We start from the raw sequence: 17,989 nt of genomic DNA, 5'->3' as shown, positions 1-17,989 counted from the left end.
AGACAGCGCCCCCGTCACCGGCAACGTCCTGGACAACGACCGCGACCAGAACGTCGACGGCACCGACGAAACCCTCACCATCACACCTGTTACCAGTGGCAGCACCGCCAACGGTGGTAGCTACACCATCGACGAGGCCGGCAACTACACCTATGTGGCCGCGCCCGACTTCAACGGCGAAGACACCTTCACCTACGACGTTTCCGACGGCACCACCACCGCCACCGGCACGGTGACCATCACGATCGCCGCGGTCAACGATCCGATCACCGCGGTCGACGACACCAACACCGGCACCGAAGACGGCGCCCCGGTGACCGGCAACGTGCTCGACAACGACCGCGACCAAAACGTCGACGGCACCGACGAAACCCTCACCGTCACACCGGTCGCGAGTGGCACCACCACCCACGGCGGCAGCTACACCATCGATGAGGCCGGTAACTACACCTATGTGGCCGCGCCCGACTTCAACGGTGAAGACACCTTCACCTACGAGGTCTCCGACGGCACCACCACCGCCACGGGTACGGTGACGATCCCGATCACCGCGGTCAACGATCCGGTCGTCGCCATCGACGACACCACTGAAGGTGTCGAGGACGGCGCCCCGGTCACCGGCAACGTCCTGGACAACGACCGCGACCAAAACGTCGACGGCACCGACGAGGTTCTCACCGTCACCCCCGTCGCGGGCGGCACCACCACCAACGGCGGCAGCTACACCATCGATGAAGCCGGCAACTACACCTATGTGGCCGCGCCCGACTTCAACGGTGAAGACAGCTTCACCTACACCGTCTCCGACGGAGTGAGCTCTTCGACGGGCACGGTGACCATCAGCATCGCCGCGGTGAACGATCCGGTCGTCGCGATCGACGACACGAACACCGGCACCGAAGACGGCGCCCCGGTGACCGGCAACGTGCTGACCAATGACCGCGACCAGAATGTCGACGGCACCGACGAAGTACTGACCGTCACCCCGGTCGCGAGTGGCACCACCACCCACGGTGGAACGTATTCCCTTGACGCCGAGGGCAACTACACCTATACCCCGGGCCTCAACTTCAACGGCATCGACTCGTTCGAGTACACCGTCTCCGACGGCGCCACCACCGCCACGGGTACGGTGACGATCTCGATCAGCGCCGTGGACGATCCGGTCGTCGCCATCGACGACACCAACACCGGCACCGAAGACCAGGGCCCGGTCAGCGGCAACGTGCTCGACAACGACCGCGACCAGAACGTCGACGGCCAAGGCGAAACCCTCACGGTCACACCGGTCGCGGGCGGCACCACCACCAACGGTGGCGCCTACACCATCGACGCGGCCGGCAACTACACCTATGTGGCCGCGCCCGACTTCAACGGCACCGATTCATTCGAGTACACAGTCTCCGACGGCACCACCACCGCCACCGGTACGGTGACCATCACCATCGCCGCCGTGAACGATCCGGTCGTCGCCATCGACGACACCGCTGAAGGTGTCGAGGACGGCGCCCCGGTCAGCGGCAACGTCCTGGACAACGACCGCGACCACAACGTCGACGGCACCGACGAGGTCCTGACCGTCACCCCGATCAGCGGCAGCACCACCAACGGTGGAACGTATTCCATTGACGCCGAGGGCAACTACACCTACACCCCGGCCGAGAACTTCAACGGTGAAGACACCTTCACCTACGAGGTCTCCGATGGCGCCACCACCGCTACCGGCACGGTGACCATCTCGATCGCCGCGGTCAACGACCCGATCACCGCGGTCGACGACATCGCTGTTGGTGTTGAAGATGCTGGCGCGGTGTCCGGCAACGTCCTGGAAAACGACCGTGAGCAGAACGTCGACGGTATCGACGAGGTTCTGACCGTCACCCCGGTGGTGGGCGACACCACCGCCAACGGTGGTAGCTACACCATCGATGAGGCCGGCAACTACACCTATGTGGCCGCGCCCGACTTCAACGGCACCGATTCATTCGAGTACACCGTCTCCGACGGAACCACCACCGCCACGGGTACGGTGACGATCTCGATCACCGCCGTGAACGATCCGGTGGTTGCGATCGATGACACCAACACCGGCACCGAAGACGGCGCCCCGGTCACCGGCAACGTCCTGGACAACGACCGCGACCAGAATGTCGACGGCACCGACGAAACCCTCACCGTCACACCCGTCGCCAGCGGCACCACCACCAACGGCGGCACGTATTCCCTGGACACCGAGGGCAACTACACCTACACCCCGGCCGAGAACTTCAACGGCGAAGACACCTTCACCTACACCGTCTCCGACGGAACGAGCTCTTCGACGGGCACCGTCACCATCACCATCGCCGCGGCCAACGACCCGGTCGTCGCCATCGACGACACCGCTGAAGGTGTCGAGGACGGCGCCCCGGTCACCGGCAACGTGCTGACCAATGACCGCGACCAGAATGTCGACGGCACCGACGAGGTTCTCACCGTCACACCGGTCGCGAGTGGCACCACCACCAACGGCGGCACCTACACCATCGATGAAGCCGGCAACTACACCTACACACCGGCAGAGAACTTCAACGGCACCGACTCGTTCGAGTACACCGTCTCCGACGGAACGAGCTCTTCGACGGGCACCGTCACCATCACCATCGCCGCGGCCAACGACCCGGTCGTCGCCATCGACGACACCGCTGAAGGTGTCGAGGACGGCGCCCCGGTCACCGGCAACGTCCTGGACAACGACCGCGACCACAACGTCGACGGCACCGACGAGGTTCTCACCGTCACACCGGTCGCCAGTGGCACCACCACCAATGGCGGAACGTATTCCATTGATGCGCAGGGCAACTACACCTACACACCGGCAGAGAACTTCAACGGCGAAGATAGCTTCACCTACATCGTTTCCGACGGAGTGAGCTCTTCGACGGGCACGGTGACCATTACGATCGCCGCGGTCAACGACCCGGTCGTAGCGATCGACGACACCAACACCGGCACCGAAGACCAGGGCCCGGTCACCGGCAACGTCCTCGACAACGATCGCGACCAGAACGTCGACGGCACCGACGAAACCCTCACCGTCACCCCGATCAGCGGCACCACCACCAACGGCGGCACCTACACCATCGACGCCGAAGGCAACTACACCTACACCCCAGCCACAAACTTCAATGGCGACGACACCTTCACCTACACCGTCTCCGACGGAGCGAGCTTCTCGACCGGCACGGTCACGATCAGCATCGCCGCGATTGACGATCCGATCACCGCGGTCGACGACATCGCTGTCGGTGTTGAAGATGCTGGCGCGGTCACCGGCAACGTGCTGACCAACGACCGCGACCAGAACGTCGACGGACCCGACGAGATCCTGGTCGTCAGCCCGGTCAGCGGCGTCACCGCCAATGGTGGCTCGTATTCCATTGATGCGCACGGCAACTACACCTACACCCCGGGCCTCAACTTCAACGGTGAAGACAGCTTCACCTACACCGTCTCCGACGGAGTGAGCTCTTCGACGGGCACCGTCACCATCTCGATCGCCGCGGTCAACGACCCGGTCGTTGCGATCGACGACACCAACACCGGCACCGAAGACGACGCCCCGGTGACCGGCAACGTCCTCGACAACGATCGTGAGCAGAATGTCGACGGTATCGACGAGGTTCTGACCGTCACCCCCGTCGCGAGTGGCACCACCACCAACGGCGGCAGCTACACCATCGATGAGGCCGGCAACTACACCTATGTGGCCGCGCCCGACTTCAACGGTGAAGACAGCTTCACCTACACCGTCTCCGACGGAGTGAGCTCTTCGACGGGCACCGTCACCATCTCGATCGCCGCGGCCAACGACCCGGTCGTCGCCATCGACGACACCAACACCGGCACCGAAGACGGCGCCCCGGTCACCGGCAACGTCCTGGACAACGACCGCGACCAGAACGTCGACGGCACCGACGAAACCCTCACCATCACACCTGTTACCAGTGGCACCACCGCCAACGGTGGTAGCTACATCATCGACGAGGCCGGCAACTACACCTATGTGGCCGCGCCCGACTTCAACGGCGAAGACACCTTCACCTACGACGTTTCCGACGGCACCACCACCGCCACCGGCACGGTGACCATCACGATCGCCGCGGTCAACGATCCGATCACCGCGGTCGACGACATCGCTGTTGGTGTTGAAGATGCTGGCGCGGTCAGCGGCAACGTGCTCGACAACGACCGCGACCAGAATGTCGACGGCACCGACGAAACCCTCACCGTCACACCGGTCGCGAGTGGCACCACCACCAACGGCGGCAGCTACATCATCGATGAGGCCGGCAACTACACCTATGTGGCCGCGCCCGACTTCAACGGTGAAGACAGCTTCACCTACACCGTCTCCGACGGAGTGAGCTCTTCGACGGGCACCGTCACCATCTCGATCGCCGCGGCCAACGACCCGGTCGTCGCCATCGACGACACCAACACCGGCACCGAAGACGGCGCCCCGGTCACCGGAAACGTCCTGGACAACGACCGCGACCAGAACGTCGACGGACCCGACGAAACCCTCACCATCACACCTGTTACCAGTGGCACCACCGCCAACGGTGGTAGCTACACCATCGACGAGGCCGGCAACTACACCTATGTGGCCGCGCCCGACTTCAACGGCGAAGACACCTTCACCTACGACGTTTCCGACGGCACCACCACCGCCACCGGCACGGTGACCATCACGATCGCCGCGGTCAACGATCCGATCACCGCGGTCGACGACACCAACACCGGCACCGAAGACGGCGCCCCGGTGACCGGCAACGTGCTCGACAACGACCGCGACCAGAATGTCGACGGCACCGACGAAACCCTCACCGTCACACCGGTCGCGAGTGGCACCACCACCCACGGCGGCAGCTACACCATCGATGAGGCCGGTAACTACACCTATGTGGCCGCGCCCGACTTCAACGGTGAAGACAGCTTCACCTATACCGTTTCCGACGGAACGACTTCTTCGACGGGCACCGTCACCATCTCGATCGCCGCGGTTGACGATCCGGTCGTTGCGATCGACGACACCAACACCGGCACCGAAGACCAAGGACCGGTCAGCGGCAACGTGCTGACCAATGACCGCGACCAGAACGTCGACGGACCCGACGAAACCCTCACCGTCACCCCGGTGGCCAGCGGCACCACCACCAACGGCGGCACCTACACGATCGACGCCGAGGGGAACTACACCTACACCCCAGCCACAAACTTCAACGGCGACGACAGCTTCACCTACGAGGTGTCCGACGGCGCCACCACCGCTACCGGCACGGTGACCATCTCGATCGCCGCGGTGAACGATCCGGTCGTCGCGATCGACGACACGAACACCGGCACCGAAGACGGCGCCCCGGTGACCGGCAACGTGCTGACCAATGACCGCGACCAGAACGTCGACGGCACCGACGAAACCCTCACCGTCACAACAGTCGTGGGCGCCACCACCGCCAACGGTGGTAGCTACACCATCGATGAGGCCGGCAACTACACCTACACACCGGCAGAGAACTTCAACGGCATCGATTCATTCGAGTACACCGTCTCCGACGGAACCACTTCCTCGACGGGCACGGTGACCATCTCGATCGCCGCCGTGGACGATCCGGTCGTAGCGATCGACGACACCAACACCGGGACCGAAGACCAGGGCCCGGTCACCGGCAACGTCCTCGACAATGACCGCGACCAGAACGTCGACGGCACCGACGAGGTTCTCACCGTCACACCCGTGGCCAGTGGCACCACCACCAACGGCGGCAGCTACACCATCGATGAAGCCGGCAACTACACCTACACACCGGCAGAGAACTTCAACGGCGACGACACCTTCACCTACGCCGTCTCCGATGGAAGCAGCACCGCGACCGGCACCGTCACGGTCTCCATCACCCCGCTCGACGACCCCATCACCGCCATCGATGACACCGCTGTCGGTGTTGAAGATGCTGGCGCGGTCACCGGAAACGTGCTGACCAATGACCGCGAGCAGAACGTCGACGGCCAGAACGAAACCCTCACCGTCACCCCGGTCGCGGGCGGCACCACCGCCAACGGTGGAACGTATTCTATTGACGCCGAAGGCAACTACACCTACACACCGGCAGAGAACTTCAGCGGCACCGACAGCTTCACCTATACCGTTTCCGACGGCAACACTTCTTCGACGGGCACGGTGACCATCTTGATCGCCGCGGTGAACGATCCGGTCGTCGCTGTCGACGACACCAACACCGGCACCGAAGACGGCGTCCCAGTCACCGGCAACGTGCTCGACAACGACCGCGACCGGAACGTCGACGGCACCGACGAAACCCTCACCGTCACCCCGGTCGTGAGTGGGACCACCACCAACGGTGGCACCTACACCATCGACGCCGAAGGCAACTACACCTACACCCCGGGCCTCAACTTCAATGGCACTGATTCGTTCGAGTACACGGTCTCCGATGGGGTGAGCTCTTCGACGGGCACGGTGACCATCACGATCGCCGCGGTCAACGACCCGGTCGTCGCGATCGACGACACCAACACCGGCACCGAAGACGGCGCCCCGGTCACCGGCAACGTGCTCGACAACGACCGTGACCAGAACGTCGACGGCCAGAACGAAACCCTCACCGCCACCCCGGTCGTGGGCGGCACCACCACCAACGGTGGCACGTATTCCATCGACGCCGAGGGCAACTACACCTACACACCAGCCGCAAACTTCAACGGCGAGGACAGCTTCACCTATGAGGTCAAGGATGGTGCCAGCACCTCGACCGGCACCGTCACGATCGCCATCGCGCCGGTCAATGACACCCCTGTTGCACGGAATGACAGCTACACCATCGACGAAGACACGCCCTTGGTCGTCGGTGGGCCGGGACTTGTCGGCAATGACACTGACGTCGAGAACGATCCACTCACTGCTGTGCTGGTCGACGGACCGAAGAACGGGACTCTTACTCTGAACCCCAACGGGTCCTTCACTTACATTCCGGACGACAACTGGCACGGCCTCGACAGCTTCACCTACAAGGCGGTCGACGCGAACGGGGCACGCAGCGAGATCGCGACGGTGTCCATTGCGGTGGCGTCGATCAACGATGCACCCGTGGCCGTCGACGACAGCTATTCGGTCGATGAGGACACCACGTTGACGATCGCGGCTCCCAACGGAATCCTGGCCAACGACAGCGATACAGAAGGTGCACAGCTGACCCTCAACATCGTTACTCAGCCTGCCAAGGGGTCGCTCACGCTCAACCCGAACGGCTCATTCACCTACACCCCCGAGGCGAATTGGCACGGCACCGTCAGCTTCACCTACTTCGTCAACGACGGGACGCTGGACAGCAGGGTCGCAACCGTCAGCATCACGGTGAACTCGATCAACGATGCGCCTGTCGCCAACAACGACGCGTACAGCATGAAACAAGGTACGACGCTGACGGTCGGAGGCCGCGGTGTTCTCGGCAACGACACCGACGTTGAGGGAAGCAATCTGACCGCGAGGCTGAAAAGCGGGCCTTCGAACGGCAGCCTCACCCTCAATGCCGATGGCTCCTTCACCTACACGCCGACGGCGGGGTTCGCCGGCGAAGTCACGTTCACCTACGCCGCGTTCGACGGTACGGTCGAGGGCAACATTGCAACGGTGAAGATCACTGTCATCGAGAACGTGCGACCGCAAGCTACTGACGTGCAAACCTCCAATGGGTCGGGTTCCGACGAAGGACGACCCGACCAAGGCGACTCCATCACGTTCACCTTCAGCGAACCGATCGACCCGCAGTCCGTCCTCGACGGATGGAACGGGACCACCACGGATGTCGTGGTGAGGATCTACAACGAAGGAGGGTTGGATTTAGCCCCCGACACACTCGTGGTCTACGACAAGACCAACAATCGTCAGCTATCGCTCGGCACGGTGAACCTTGGGCTCGGCGAATACATTGGCGGCCTGGTCACCGGCTACGTCCATTTCGGAGCATCCGGGACCCCATCGAAGATGACGATGAGCGGCAACACGATCACGATCACGTTCGGCACCTACAGCGGCAGTACCAATGGCGCATTCGTCCGGACGGTAGCTGCACTTCGGGGACAAATGACCTGGACCCCAGGCACAACGCTGACGGATCTCAACGGCAATCTGATTCAGCCAACAACAGCGTCGGAAACCGGTTCGAGCGATCGCGAGTTCTAGCACCTAACGCCAATACCTCCACGGCCCACCGGTAGGCTCGAACAATGGCCAGGGCGCACCATTCGCGGGCCGATCGACCTCGGTCCGACCGATCGCGGTCTCGCAGCACCCGCGATACGCTGACCCGCGAGGAGCGCAAGCAGGCCACCCGCCAGGCCATCATCGACGCAGCCCTCCACCTCCTCGAGGAAGACAGCTTCTCCGCCCTCAGCCTGCGCGAAGTCACCCGCAAGGCCGGCATCGTGCCGGCCGCGTTCTACCGTCACTTCGAAAGCATGGAGGCCCTCGGCCTCGTGCTCATCGACGAGTCGTTCCGCAGCCTGCGCGACATGCTGCGCGGCGCGCGGGCTGGCAAGCTCGATCCCAAGCGCGTCATCGAATCCAGCGTCGACATCCTCATCGACGGGGTCAACGAACGCCGCGAGCACTGGCGCTTCATCGGACGCGAGCGCAACAGCGGAGTTTCGGTGCTGCGGTATGCGATTCGTGCCGAGATCCGGCTGATCACTTCCGAACTCGCGATCGACCTCGCCCGCTTCCCCGGCCTCAACACTTGGAGCAGCGAGGACCTCAACATCCTGGCGGCCTTATTTGTCAACTCGATGATCGTGATCGCCGAAGCGACAGAGGATGCGCACGACCAAGAAGCGATCGACGAGATCAAACGAATAGCGGTCAAACAACTCCGAATGATTGCCGTCGGCGTCGCGGGCTGGCGCAGTACCGAATAAAAGACACTGCGGCTAGCGTAAAAGCATGGCCGATCTCGAACTGAATTATCCCCGCCCTGACATCGCTGTCTTGACGCTCAACCGCCCCGAGAAACTCAACGCACTATCCTACGAGTTGGTCGAGAACCTGCACACCACGCTCGGCCAGATCCACCGCAACAACGACTGCCGCGCCGTCGTCCTTACCGGCGCCGGGCGCGGCTTCTGTTCGGGCCTGGACCTCACCGACTCCAACCCCAACAAGGCCGGCGACGGCCTCGAGTTCCCCAGATCGGGGATGCGTTGGCAGGAACTCATCGCCGACCTCACCACGCGTATCCAGCGGTTGCGTCAGCCGGTCATCGCGGCGGTCAATGGCGTGGCCTACGGCGGCGGCTTGGGAATCGCCGCGGCCTGTGACATCCGGATCGCTGCCGAATCCGCCCGGTTCTGTACGCAATTCATCAAACTCGGACTCGGCGGCTGCGACATCGGCGTCAGCTACACCCTGCCACGCATCATCGGCGCCGGCCTGGCCTTCGACCTGATCCTGACCGCGCGCACCGTCGACGCCCAGGAAGCGCTGCGACTGGGGCTGGTGTCACGCGTCACGGCCGACGGGGCTGTCGCGGACGAGGCACTCGAGATCGCCGAAACCCTCTGTGGCTACGGGAAATTCGGGGTGGAGTCGACCAAACAGGTGTTGTGGGCCAATCTCGAGGCACCCAGCTTGGAAGCAGCACTACAGGTGGAGAACCGCAGCCAGATCCTGGCGTCGACCAGCGGCGAGATGCGCGACGCTAGCGAGGCGTTCCGCCGCCGTCCACGATCATGACCGTTCCGGTGATGTAGCTACCCGCGTCCGAGGCCAACAGCAGTGCGGTGCCGACGATCTCGTCAGGAGATGCCAGCCGCTTCATCAGGGTGCTCTTGGCCATGTGATCGACGACCTCCTGCGGGTTGTTGCGCATCATGTCGGTGTCGACGGGTCCGGGCGCGATGGCGTTCACCCGAATACCCGATGACGCGAACTCGGCGGCCATCGACCGCGTGAACGACATCAGCGCCGCCTTGTTCGCCGAATACATCGATGTCAGCGCCGAGAAGTTGAAGGCACCGACCGAAACCATGTTGATCACAGCAGCTTTCGGGCTGGCTTTGAGATACGGCAGCGCGGCCTGCACGAGGAACACCGGCCCTCGCAGATTGACCTCGAAGGACTTGGTCAACGCATCGGCTGTCATCTGGCCGAGCGGTTGGGCCAACGCATTCGCCGCGTTGTTCACCACCACATCGACTCCACCGAACTCGTCAACCGTCTTCTGCACCAATGCCTCGAGAGCATCGACCTCACCCAGATGGGTCGGCACGCCGATCGCCTCGCCACCGAGTTCGCGTAAGTGCTCGGCCGCCTGCTCGCAGGCTTCCGGCTTGCGACTGGCCACCGCCACCCGCGCACCTGCGAGCACGAATCCTTCGGCCAGCGCCAAGCCGATACCTCGGGTGCCGCCCGTGACGATCACGGTTCGGCCGGTCATGTCGAACAGGCTGTCAAAAGCTGAGCGATCCACGGGTCCAGTCAAACAGATCCCATTGACGCGAGGGTCAGCGCTCCCTCAGATGCAACCGCTGACACTCACCCGACGCCCCACGCTCGCGCAGACATTCACGTGCGGCGGCGGTGGCGGCGGGATGTACGCCGGCGGGGGCGGCGGAGGCGGCGGCGGAGGTGGTTCGCCAGGCGGCGGAGGTGGTGGAGGCGGGGGCGGCGGAGGCGGCGTCAGCACATCGTTGAGATAGGACAAGGGATCCGAGCACCCGGTGACGTCGACGAATCTGCCCCCGACCGACCCGCAGAGCGTGGCCGATGCCGACGGTGGATTGATGTTGACCAGCCCAGCGGCGAACAGGACGGTCGCCGCGCACAGTAAGAGTTTGCGCACGCATCCTCCTTCACTCGGCTGCTGTGACGCCGTGGTCAATTGTGACAGCCGCCCCGGTCTCCCGCGGCGGAACCACGCTGAATGCCTCACCGAGGGATTCGTCACCACTAGGCTTTTCCCAGCGGTTTCGACGCAGGCTTGTTGGCGCCTCGATTCGCCGCGGCCGACACACCGTCTGATCACCTTGGGGAGCGCCACGTGACGTACCTGCCGCCGGGATCGATCCCGCCGAGTCCTGGTCTGCCGAGCCCACGACGAGGCAAGCCGTGGTTATGGGTCGCCCTGGCGGTGGCGGTCGTCATCATCATCGTCCTGGCGACACTGCTTGTCACACAGAGCAGCGACGACACGGAAGGTCAGCCGACGGCCGCCGATCCCGCGCAGACTTCTGCGGTTCCGCTGACGCCGCCACCCACCACCGAGGCTCCGCGCAATTCCGAGGCCGGTTCTTCGATGACCTGCGACGGGCTCACCGCATCGGTCGACGCAACGTCCCAGCCCGGTTGGCGCGCGACCATCAACCGCTACAGGTTGGCCTATGCCGCACCACCCGACTGGACGGTCGCAGCCTGCGGTGTCCGCACGGGGTGGGCGCAGCCCTGCCCGCAGGGGCAGTGCGTCATCCAGGAACTCGAGGCCGTGGCGACCGTCGCCAACCCCGCCTGCACCAAGCAGAACCTGGCCGTCGCGGGGGTCACCCGGTCGAGGAACCCCGAGATCGGCGTCGCGCTGGACCAGACGGCGGAGACGGTGACGCCGATCTACACCAGAGACGGGCAGGCGCCGGCGATCGAGTTCGGCCCGGTGCGCGAGTTCAGCATCGGCCCCCACCCCGCGGTTCAGATGGTGGCGACGGTGACCGGCATCGCGGCCACCGAGTGCACCGGCCCGACGGCGTATCACAGCATCGTGGTCACGACGGTCCCGAAGGTCGAGGGGTCGGTCGTGTTCGTCATCTCGCTGCGGGAGGGTTCGACCGTCAAGCCCAACCCCGACGTCATCAACCAGATGGTCGATACGCTGCGCAGCCCCGCCGAGTAGTTGCAGACCGAAAAACTTTCGACGGCGTCGATCTTTGCCAGCACATGCTCGGCTCGGAGAAAAGGCTAAACAGCGCGCTTCACCGCGTGCCTGAAGAAATAACGCATCGAGTTTCAGCAAATACGCAATTGCGGTAGCTAATTACCAATTCAACTAATTGACGCGCAGACAGCGCGGTTGTGTCGTAGATTCTGCGCTGGATGCGCCCGGTGGGGCGCAAACCATGTGCGCTCAGATCGCAATAACACCGAGGGGAATTGCGATCTGGGCGCACACTTATTTCTCGGGCAGGCAACGCGCTGTGACGAACCGGCGTCGCGCTCCGGTCAGTGGATCCTCGAATTCCAGACTGTGCGCCAGAAGGTGCAGCGGCGAGGTGAAGTCGCCGTCAGCCATATCGACCACCACCGGGTAGAGCGGATCGCCGAGGATGGGCAGACCCAACGAGTTCATGTGCACCCGTAGTTGATGCGTGCGCCCGGTCCGAGGTGTCAGCCGATAGCGCCCGTCGCCGAGATGATCGATCAGCGTCTCGGCGTTGGGTTCGCCGTCCTCCTCGACGGCCTGTAACCGACCGCGGTGCTTGACGATGCGGCTGCGCACGGTCAGCGGGAACGACAGCTCCGCATCGGTCCCGGCGTGCGCCAGGTAGGTCTTGTGCACCCGGCCCTGCGCGAACAGCCTCTGATACGCCCCGCGCACCTCGCGATGCGTGGTGAAGACCAGCACTCCTGCGGTCAGGCGGTCCAGCCGGTGCGCGGGACTGAGCTCCGGTAGGTCGAGGGTGCGACGGAGCCGCACCAACGCGGTCTGCGTGACGTGACGTCCGCGCGGCATTGTCGCCAGGAACGGTGGTTTGTCGACGACGACGAGGTTGTCGTCGCGGTGCAACACCGGGATGTCGAACGGCACCGGAACCTCGTCACGCACGTCGCGGTACAGATAGACGTGCGCTCCCGGCGGCAGCACCGTCGCCGGCGTCACCGCAGCACCGTCAGCGGTCACGACCTCGCCGTCCAGCACCTTCTGCGCGGCCGCGTCGCCGAACCTGTCGGCCAGCTCGACGAGCACCGCGCCACCGCGCAGCCGTACCCGAGCCGGTCCCAGACCGTCGCGCACGGGCAGCGGTTGTGCCCTCGCGCGCCTGCGCCCAGGGGCCGGCGTCAAGTCAGCGGTACCGGTTCGAGGATCTCGGCGCGCGCTTCGGGCGCGGCGGCGCGCAGCGCATCGGCGGATTCGTCGTCGGGCTGTTGCTGGCTGCGTACCTCGGCGTCGACCCGTGCGCAATAGGTCGCGACCTCGCGGTCGATGTCTTCAGCGGTCCAGTTCAGGATCGGCGCAACGACTTCGGCGACCTCGCGCGCGCAGTCGACGCCGCGGTGCGGGTATTCGATGGAGATGCGCATGCGACGCGCCAGGATGTCTTCGAGATGAAGTGCCCCTTCGGCTTCGGCGGCGTAGGCCGCCTCGACCTTCAGATACACCGGGGCCTCGGTGATCGGCTCGAGCAACTCCGGCCGGTCCTCCGCCAGGGACAGCACCTCACCGATCAGCGATCCGTAGCGGTCGAGAAGGTGCCGGACCCGATAGGGGTGCAAGCCGTATTGTGCTCCCACACTTTGCGTTTGGTTCACCAGCGCGAAGTATCCGTCGGCCCCCATCAGGGGTACCTTCTCGGTGATCGACGGAGCCACCCGTGTCGGGACGAACTCGGCCGCCGCGTCGATCGCGTCCTCACCCATCACCCGGTAAGTGGTGTACTTTCCGCCGGCGATGGCGACCAGTCCCGGCGCCGGAACGGCGACGGCGTGCTCCCGCGACAGCTTGGAGGTCTCCTCGCTCTCCCCTGCCAGCAGCGGTCGCAAACCGGCGTACACGCCGTCGATGTCGTCGTGCGTCAGCGGAGTGGCCAGCACCTTGTTGACATGGCCCAGGATGTAGTCGATGTCGGCCTTGGTCGCCGCGGGATGGGCCAGGTCCAGATCCCAGTCCGTATCGGTTGTTCCGATGATCCAGTGTGTGCCCCAGGGGATCACGAACAGTACCGATTTCTCGGTGCGCAGGATGATCGCGACCTCGCTGACGATGCGGTCTCGCGGTACCACGATGTGCACCCCTTTGGATGCCCGCACCCGAAAACGCCCACGCTCCTTCGACAATGCCTGGATCTCGTCGGTCCACACCCCGGTCGCGTTGACGACGACGTGCCCGCGTACCTCGGTGACCGAACCGTCCTCGGAATCGCGCACCCGCACTCCGGTGACCCGATCACCTTCCCGCAGCAGCGCAACCACCTGTGTCGAGGTCCGCACCACGGCACCGTAGTGGGCGGCGGTGCGCGCCACCGTCATGTTGTGACGGGCGTCGTCGACAACCGTGTCGTAGTAACGGATTCCGCCGATCAACGAGCTTCGCTTCAAGCCCGGGGACAGCCGCAGCGCGCCGGCCCGGGTCAGATGTTTCTGCGGCGGAACGGATTTCGCTCCGCCGAGCTGGTCGTAGAGGAAGATTCCCGCTGCGATGTAGGGTCGCTCCCACCACCGGTTGGTCAGCGGGAACAAGAACGGCAGCGGCTTGACCAAGTGCGGCGCCAGCGTCGTCAACGACAACTCGCGCTCGTACAGGGCTTCACGCACCAGCCCGAACTCGAGCTGCTCGAGGTAGCGCAGACCGCCGTGGAACATCTTGCTGCTGCGACTCGATGTCCCCGACGCGAAGTCACGGGCCTCGACCAGCGCAACCTTCAGGCCGCGCGTCGCCGCGTCCAGCGCGGCGCCGGCACCGACGATTCCGCCACCGATCACCACCACATCGAACTGCTCGCTGCCCAGCCGCTCCCACGCGTGGGCCCGTTGGGCAGGATTGAGGAAGGTCTGCGGGGAAGGATTACTCACGCGCGCCTCTCGTTGCTCGCCGGTATGCGTTCCAGGCTAGACGAGGTGAGGCGTTCCGGCGCTCAGTCCAGGTCGTCGTGCGCCATCAGGCGGCGTGCCGCCTCAACGATCGAGCCCGACAACGACGGGTACACCGACAACGTCTGCGCCAGATCGGTCACCGAGATGCGGTTCTGCACCGCCAGCGCGATCGGCAGGATCAGCTCCGACGCGATCGGCGCCACCACCACCCCGCCGATCACCACACCGGTGGCGGGTCGGCAGAAGATCTTCACGAACCCGTGCCTGAGCAGGCTCATCTTGGCGCGGGCGTTGGTGTTCAGCGGCAACATGATCGTGCGCGCCGGGACGCTGCCGTCGTCGATCGCCGACTGCGGGATGCCCACCGCGGCGATCTCAGGGCGCGTGAACGTCGCCGAGGCCACCGTGCGCAGCCGGATCGGGGACACACCCTCCCCGAGTGCGTGGTACATCGCGATACGGCCCTGCATGGCCGCCACCGAGGCCAGCGGCAGCAGACCGGTGCAGTCGCCGGCGGCGTAGATTCCCGCGGCCGGGGTACGCGACACGCGGTCCACGGGGATGTAGCCGCCGGGCTCGAGTTCGATCCCGACGCGCTCCAGACCCAGGTTGGCCGAGTTGGGGACCGATCCCACCGTGATCAGGGCATGGCTGCCGTCGACGACGCGGCCGTCGGTCATGGTGATGCGGACGCCGTCGCCGTTACGGGTGACCGACTGGGCACGGGCGTTCTTGACCAGCGTGACCCCGCGCTCGGCGAACACCTCCTCGAGGACGGCTGCGGCGTCGGAGTCCTCGTGCGGCAGGATCTGGTCGCGGCTGGCGACCACGGTCACGTCGACGCCGAGTTCGGTGTAGGCGTTGCAGAACTCTGCACCGGTGACCCCCGAACCGATGATGACCAGGTGTTCGGGCAGCTCCTTGAGGTCGTAGACCTGCCGCCAGTTCAGGATGCGCTCGCCGTCGGGTTCGGCGTGGGGCAGCACGCGGGGGCTGGCGCCGGTGGCGATCAGCACCACGTCGGCCTTGAGCACGCCGACCTTGCCGTCGTGTGTGGTGACCCGCACCCGATGGTGCGCCATGCCGGCGATGTCGTCGACCAGCTCTCCGCGCCCGTGCAAGATCGTCACACCCTGTTGGAGCAGCTGGTTGCCGATGTCGGCCGACTGGGACGCGGCCAGCGTCTTGACGCGCTTGTTGATCTCCACCAACGAGATCGGGGCGTCGTCGATGCTCAGGTCGAAGCCGAGCCCGCCGGCGCGGCGCAACTCGGTGCGCACCCCGGTGGACGCGATCAGCGTCTTGGACGGCACGCAGTCGTACAGCACACAGTTTCCGCCCAAGCCGTCGGCGTCGATGACCGTCACCTGCGCGACGTCGCGCCCGTGCGCGGCGGCCACCAGCGCCGCCTCGTAGCCCGCCGGTCCGCCGCCGATGATCACGATGCGCGTTGCCACCGCTCCAACCTATCGCGAAGACGATGCGACTAAGCTTTTCGCGTGCCGCTCTACGCCGCCTACGGATCGAATATGCATCCCGAACAGATGCTTCAGCGCGCTCCGCATTCCCCGATGGCGGGAACGGGCTGGTTGCACGGCTGGCGCCTGACGTTCGGCGGGGCCGACCTCGGCTGGGAAGGCGCGCTGGCCACGGTGGTCGAAGACCCCGACTCCAAGGTGTTCGTCGTGCTGTGGGACATGACCAAGGAGGACGAGGAGAACCTCGATCGTTGGGAGGGCTCCGAGCTCGGCGTGCACAAGAAGATCCGGTGCCGGGTGGAGCGGTTGTCGTCGGACACCGACACCGACCCCGTGCTGGCGTGGCTGTATGTGGTGGATGCGTGGGAGGGCGGGCTGCCGTCGGCGCGGTATCTCGGGGTGATGGCCGATGCCGCCGAGATCGCCGGGGCGCCAGCCGATTACGTGCACGACATCCGTACGCGACCGGCCACCAATGTCGGCCCCGGCGCCAGCGGGTAAGACTTGTTTCGGCGAGCGCGCGCGTCTGACGCTCGACACGCCGCGATTCGTCAGCAGTTTCGGCGCGCTCACGCCGCCCGAGCGCTGCGAAGCTGCCCACTGATGCGCGCGACCATGTCCCGCGGCTGGTAGCGCACGTCCTCGAACACGATGGGGACCACCGTCCACCCGACGTCCATCAGCGCTGCGCGCCGGCGCCGATCCCGGAACATCGCGTCCGGTTCGGAGTGCCAATCCACGCCGTCGTACTCCGCGGCCACCCGCGCGTCGGGCCAGGCGAAGTCCAGCCGGCGCAGCTCGCCGTTGCCGTCGATCAGCTCGTACTGCAACTCCGGTACCGGCAGACCGCCATCGAGCATCACCAGCCGCGCCTCACTCTCCATCGGCGACTCCGCGCGCGGGTCGGCCAGCGGCAGCAAATTGCGCACCGCCACGATGCCGCGGCGCCCCTTCTGCTCGATGGCCGCGCGCCACAGGTCGGGCAGCGTGCAGGTGTCGCTGCGCAGCGCCGCATCGAGCGTCGCCAACGCCCGGCCACGCCTCAGGCTGCGCGCAACCTCGACCGCTGTCCACGCGGGACTGGTGACGTATCGTCCGGCGACCCTCACCAGCGGCGCATTGTCGCGGCGATGCACCACCAGTCCGTCCGCGTCGCGCAGCGCGCAGCCCGGTGGGTTGAGCACATGAAGGTCGGCCGGCTGCTCGGTGTCGAAGCCGTGTACGGCGGCCGCCGTCGCCAGACAGACCGCAACGGGTCGGCCGGCCGAGAGGTCCAACCCGCGTAGCCGAGCAAGTTCGGTCGGTTCGCCGAGGCAGTAGACGCCATGCCAGATGCGTTCGAGCACACCGGTTTCGACCAGCTTGTCGAACCGGTGGCGGGTGAGACGCGCGAGAAGCTGTCCGGAGGTAGCCACGCCGCCTTGGTCGGCGAACAGTTGGCGGAGTTCGTCGTTCACGACTCCATGCTGTGGCCCGCCGGTGTGGGGTCCGGTTCAGATGTTGACCCGGCTGGGGATCATTGCCCGATTGGGGATAACCCGCGCGGTGCGAGCGCGCGCAAAGTGCTGGGATTTCGCGGGGCGGATTCAAGCGGTGGCTGCGGCGTATGCGGACGGGTCTGAGAGTAGTCGGTCGAGTTCTTCAGCGGGTGTGCGGA

The 17,989-nt window shown here is 65.3% G+C and carries 11 protein-coding genes; 5 read left to right on the top strand and 6 right to left on the bottom strand.

Going from position 1 to position 17,989, the window contains the following annotated elements; translation table 11 throughout:
- The 3 genes from ACAG25_RS24365 to ACAG25_RS24355 all read left to right on the top strand — a co-directional run.
- The coding region (locus ACAG25_RS24365) for an Ig-like domain-containing protein (RefSeq protein ID WP_370491019.1) at nt 1-8,245 on the top strand (8,245 nt) is incomplete at its 5' end.
- Nucleotides 8,246-8,289: 44 nt separating this feature from the next.
- Nucleotides 8,290-8,976, top strand: coding sequence for a TetR family transcriptional regulator (locus tag ACAG25_RS24360; protein ID WP_370491018.1), 687 nt, complete (start codon nt 8,290-8,292; stop codon nt 8,974-8,976).
- Between the two features lie 25 nt (nt 8,977-9,001).
- Nucleotides 9,002-9,790 (top strand): enoyl-CoA hydratase/isomerase family protein, encoded by a 789-nt coding sequence (locus tag ACAG25_RS24355; RefSeq protein WP_370491017.1) that lies wholly within the window; start codon nt 9,002-9,004, stop codon nt 9,788-9,790.
- Here ACAG25_RS24355 and ACAG25_RS24350 read toward each other — a convergent pair.
- Both ACAG25_RS24350 and ACAG25_RS24345 read right to left on the bottom strand, forming a co-directional pair.
- Nucleotides 9,756-10,526 carry an SDR family NAD(P)-dependent oxidoreductase gene (locus ACAG25_RS24350; protein WP_370491016.1) on the bottom strand — a complete coding sequence of 257 codons (771 nt, stop codon included), beginning with the start codon at nt 10,524-10,526 and terminating at the stop codon, nt 9,756-9,758. The genes ACAG25_RS24355 and ACAG25_RS24350 overlap by 35 nt on opposite strands.
- A gap of 45 nt (nt 10,527-10,571) precedes the next feature.
- The gene (locus ACAG25_RS24345; RefSeq protein WP_370491015.1) at nt 10,572-10,898 is read right to left on the bottom strand and encodes an RNA-binding protein; all 327 of its coding nucleotides are present in this window, start codon (nt 10,896-10,898) and stop codon (nt 10,572-10,574) included.
- Nucleotides 10,899-11,096: 198 nt separating this feature from the next.
- On the opposite strand from ACAG25_RS24345, the gene ACAG25_RS24340 reads away from it, so the two are divergent.
- Complete coding sequence (locus ACAG25_RS24340) at nt 11,097-11,939, top strand: hypothetical protein (RefSeq protein WP_370491014.1); 843 nt, start codon at nt 11,097-11,099, stop codon at nt 11,937-11,939.
- 276 nt (nt 11,940-12,215) lie between these two features.
- Here ACAG25_RS24340 and ACAG25_RS24335 read toward each other — a convergent pair whose 3' ends face one another.
- The 3 genes from ACAG25_RS24335 to ACAG25_RS24325 all read right to left on the bottom strand — a co-directional run bounded on the left by ACAG25_RS24335 (nt 12,216) and on the right by ACAG25_RS24325 (nt 16,311).
- The gene (locus ACAG25_RS24335) at nt 12,216-13,058 is read right to left on the bottom strand and encodes a pseudouridine synthase (protein WP_370491013.1); all 843 of its coding nucleotides are present in this window, start codon (nt 13,056-13,058) and stop codon (nt 12,216-12,218) included.
- Nucleotides 13,059-13,102: 44 nt separating this feature from the next.
- Entirely contained in the window at nt 13,103-14,833 is a 1,731-nt protein-coding gene (locus tag ACAG25_RS24330; protein WP_370491012.1) for a glycerol-3-phosphate dehydrogenase/oxidase, read from the bottom strand.
- A 62-nt stretch (nt 14,834-14,895) separates the two neighbouring features.
- Nucleotides 14,896-16,311 carry an NAD(P)H-quinone dehydrogenase gene (locus ACAG25_RS24325; protein WP_370491011.1) on the bottom strand — a complete coding sequence of 472 codons (1,416 nt, stop codon included), beginning with the start codon at nt 16,309-16,311 and terminating at the stop codon, nt 14,896-14,898.
- 42 nt (nt 16,312-16,353) lie between these two features.
- Here ACAG25_RS24325 and ACAG25_RS24320 point away from each other — a divergent pair, with 42 nt between their 5' ends.
- Nucleotides 16,354-16,833, top strand: coding sequence for a gamma-glutamylcyclotransferase (locus ACAG25_RS24320; protein ID WP_370491010.1), 480 nt, complete (start codon nt 16,354-16,356; stop codon nt 16,831-16,833).
- Between the two features lie 68 nt (nt 16,834-16,901).
- On the opposite strand, the gene ACAG25_RS24315 is transcribed toward ACAG25_RS24320, so the two are convergent.
- Nucleotides 16,902-17,789, bottom strand: coding sequence for a type IV toxin-antitoxin system AbiEi family antitoxin domain-containing protein (locus ACAG25_RS24315; protein ID WP_370491009.1), 888 nt, complete (start codon nt 17,787-17,789; stop codon nt 16,902-16,904).
- Between the last annotated feature and the right edge of the window lie 200 nt (nt 17,790-17,989).

The organism is Mycobacterium sp. pV006 (genome assembly GCF_041287115.1).
Taxonomy (GTDB): domain Bacteria; phylum Actinomycetota; class Actinomycetes; order Mycobacteriales; family Mycobacteriaceae; genus Mycobacterium.
This window is presented reverse-complemented; position numbering and strand designations above follow the sequence as displayed.

Excerpts from the sequence above, each read along its gene's own strand:
- ACAG25_RS24360 (WP_370491018.1), top strand. The coding sequence starts at position 8,290 with ATGGCCAGGGCGCACCATTCGCGGGCCGATCGACCTCGGTCCGACCGA.
- ACAG25_RS24355 (WP_370491017.1), top strand. The coding sequence starts at position 9,002 with ATGGCCGATCTCGAACTGAATTATCCCCGCCCTGACATCGCTGTCTTG.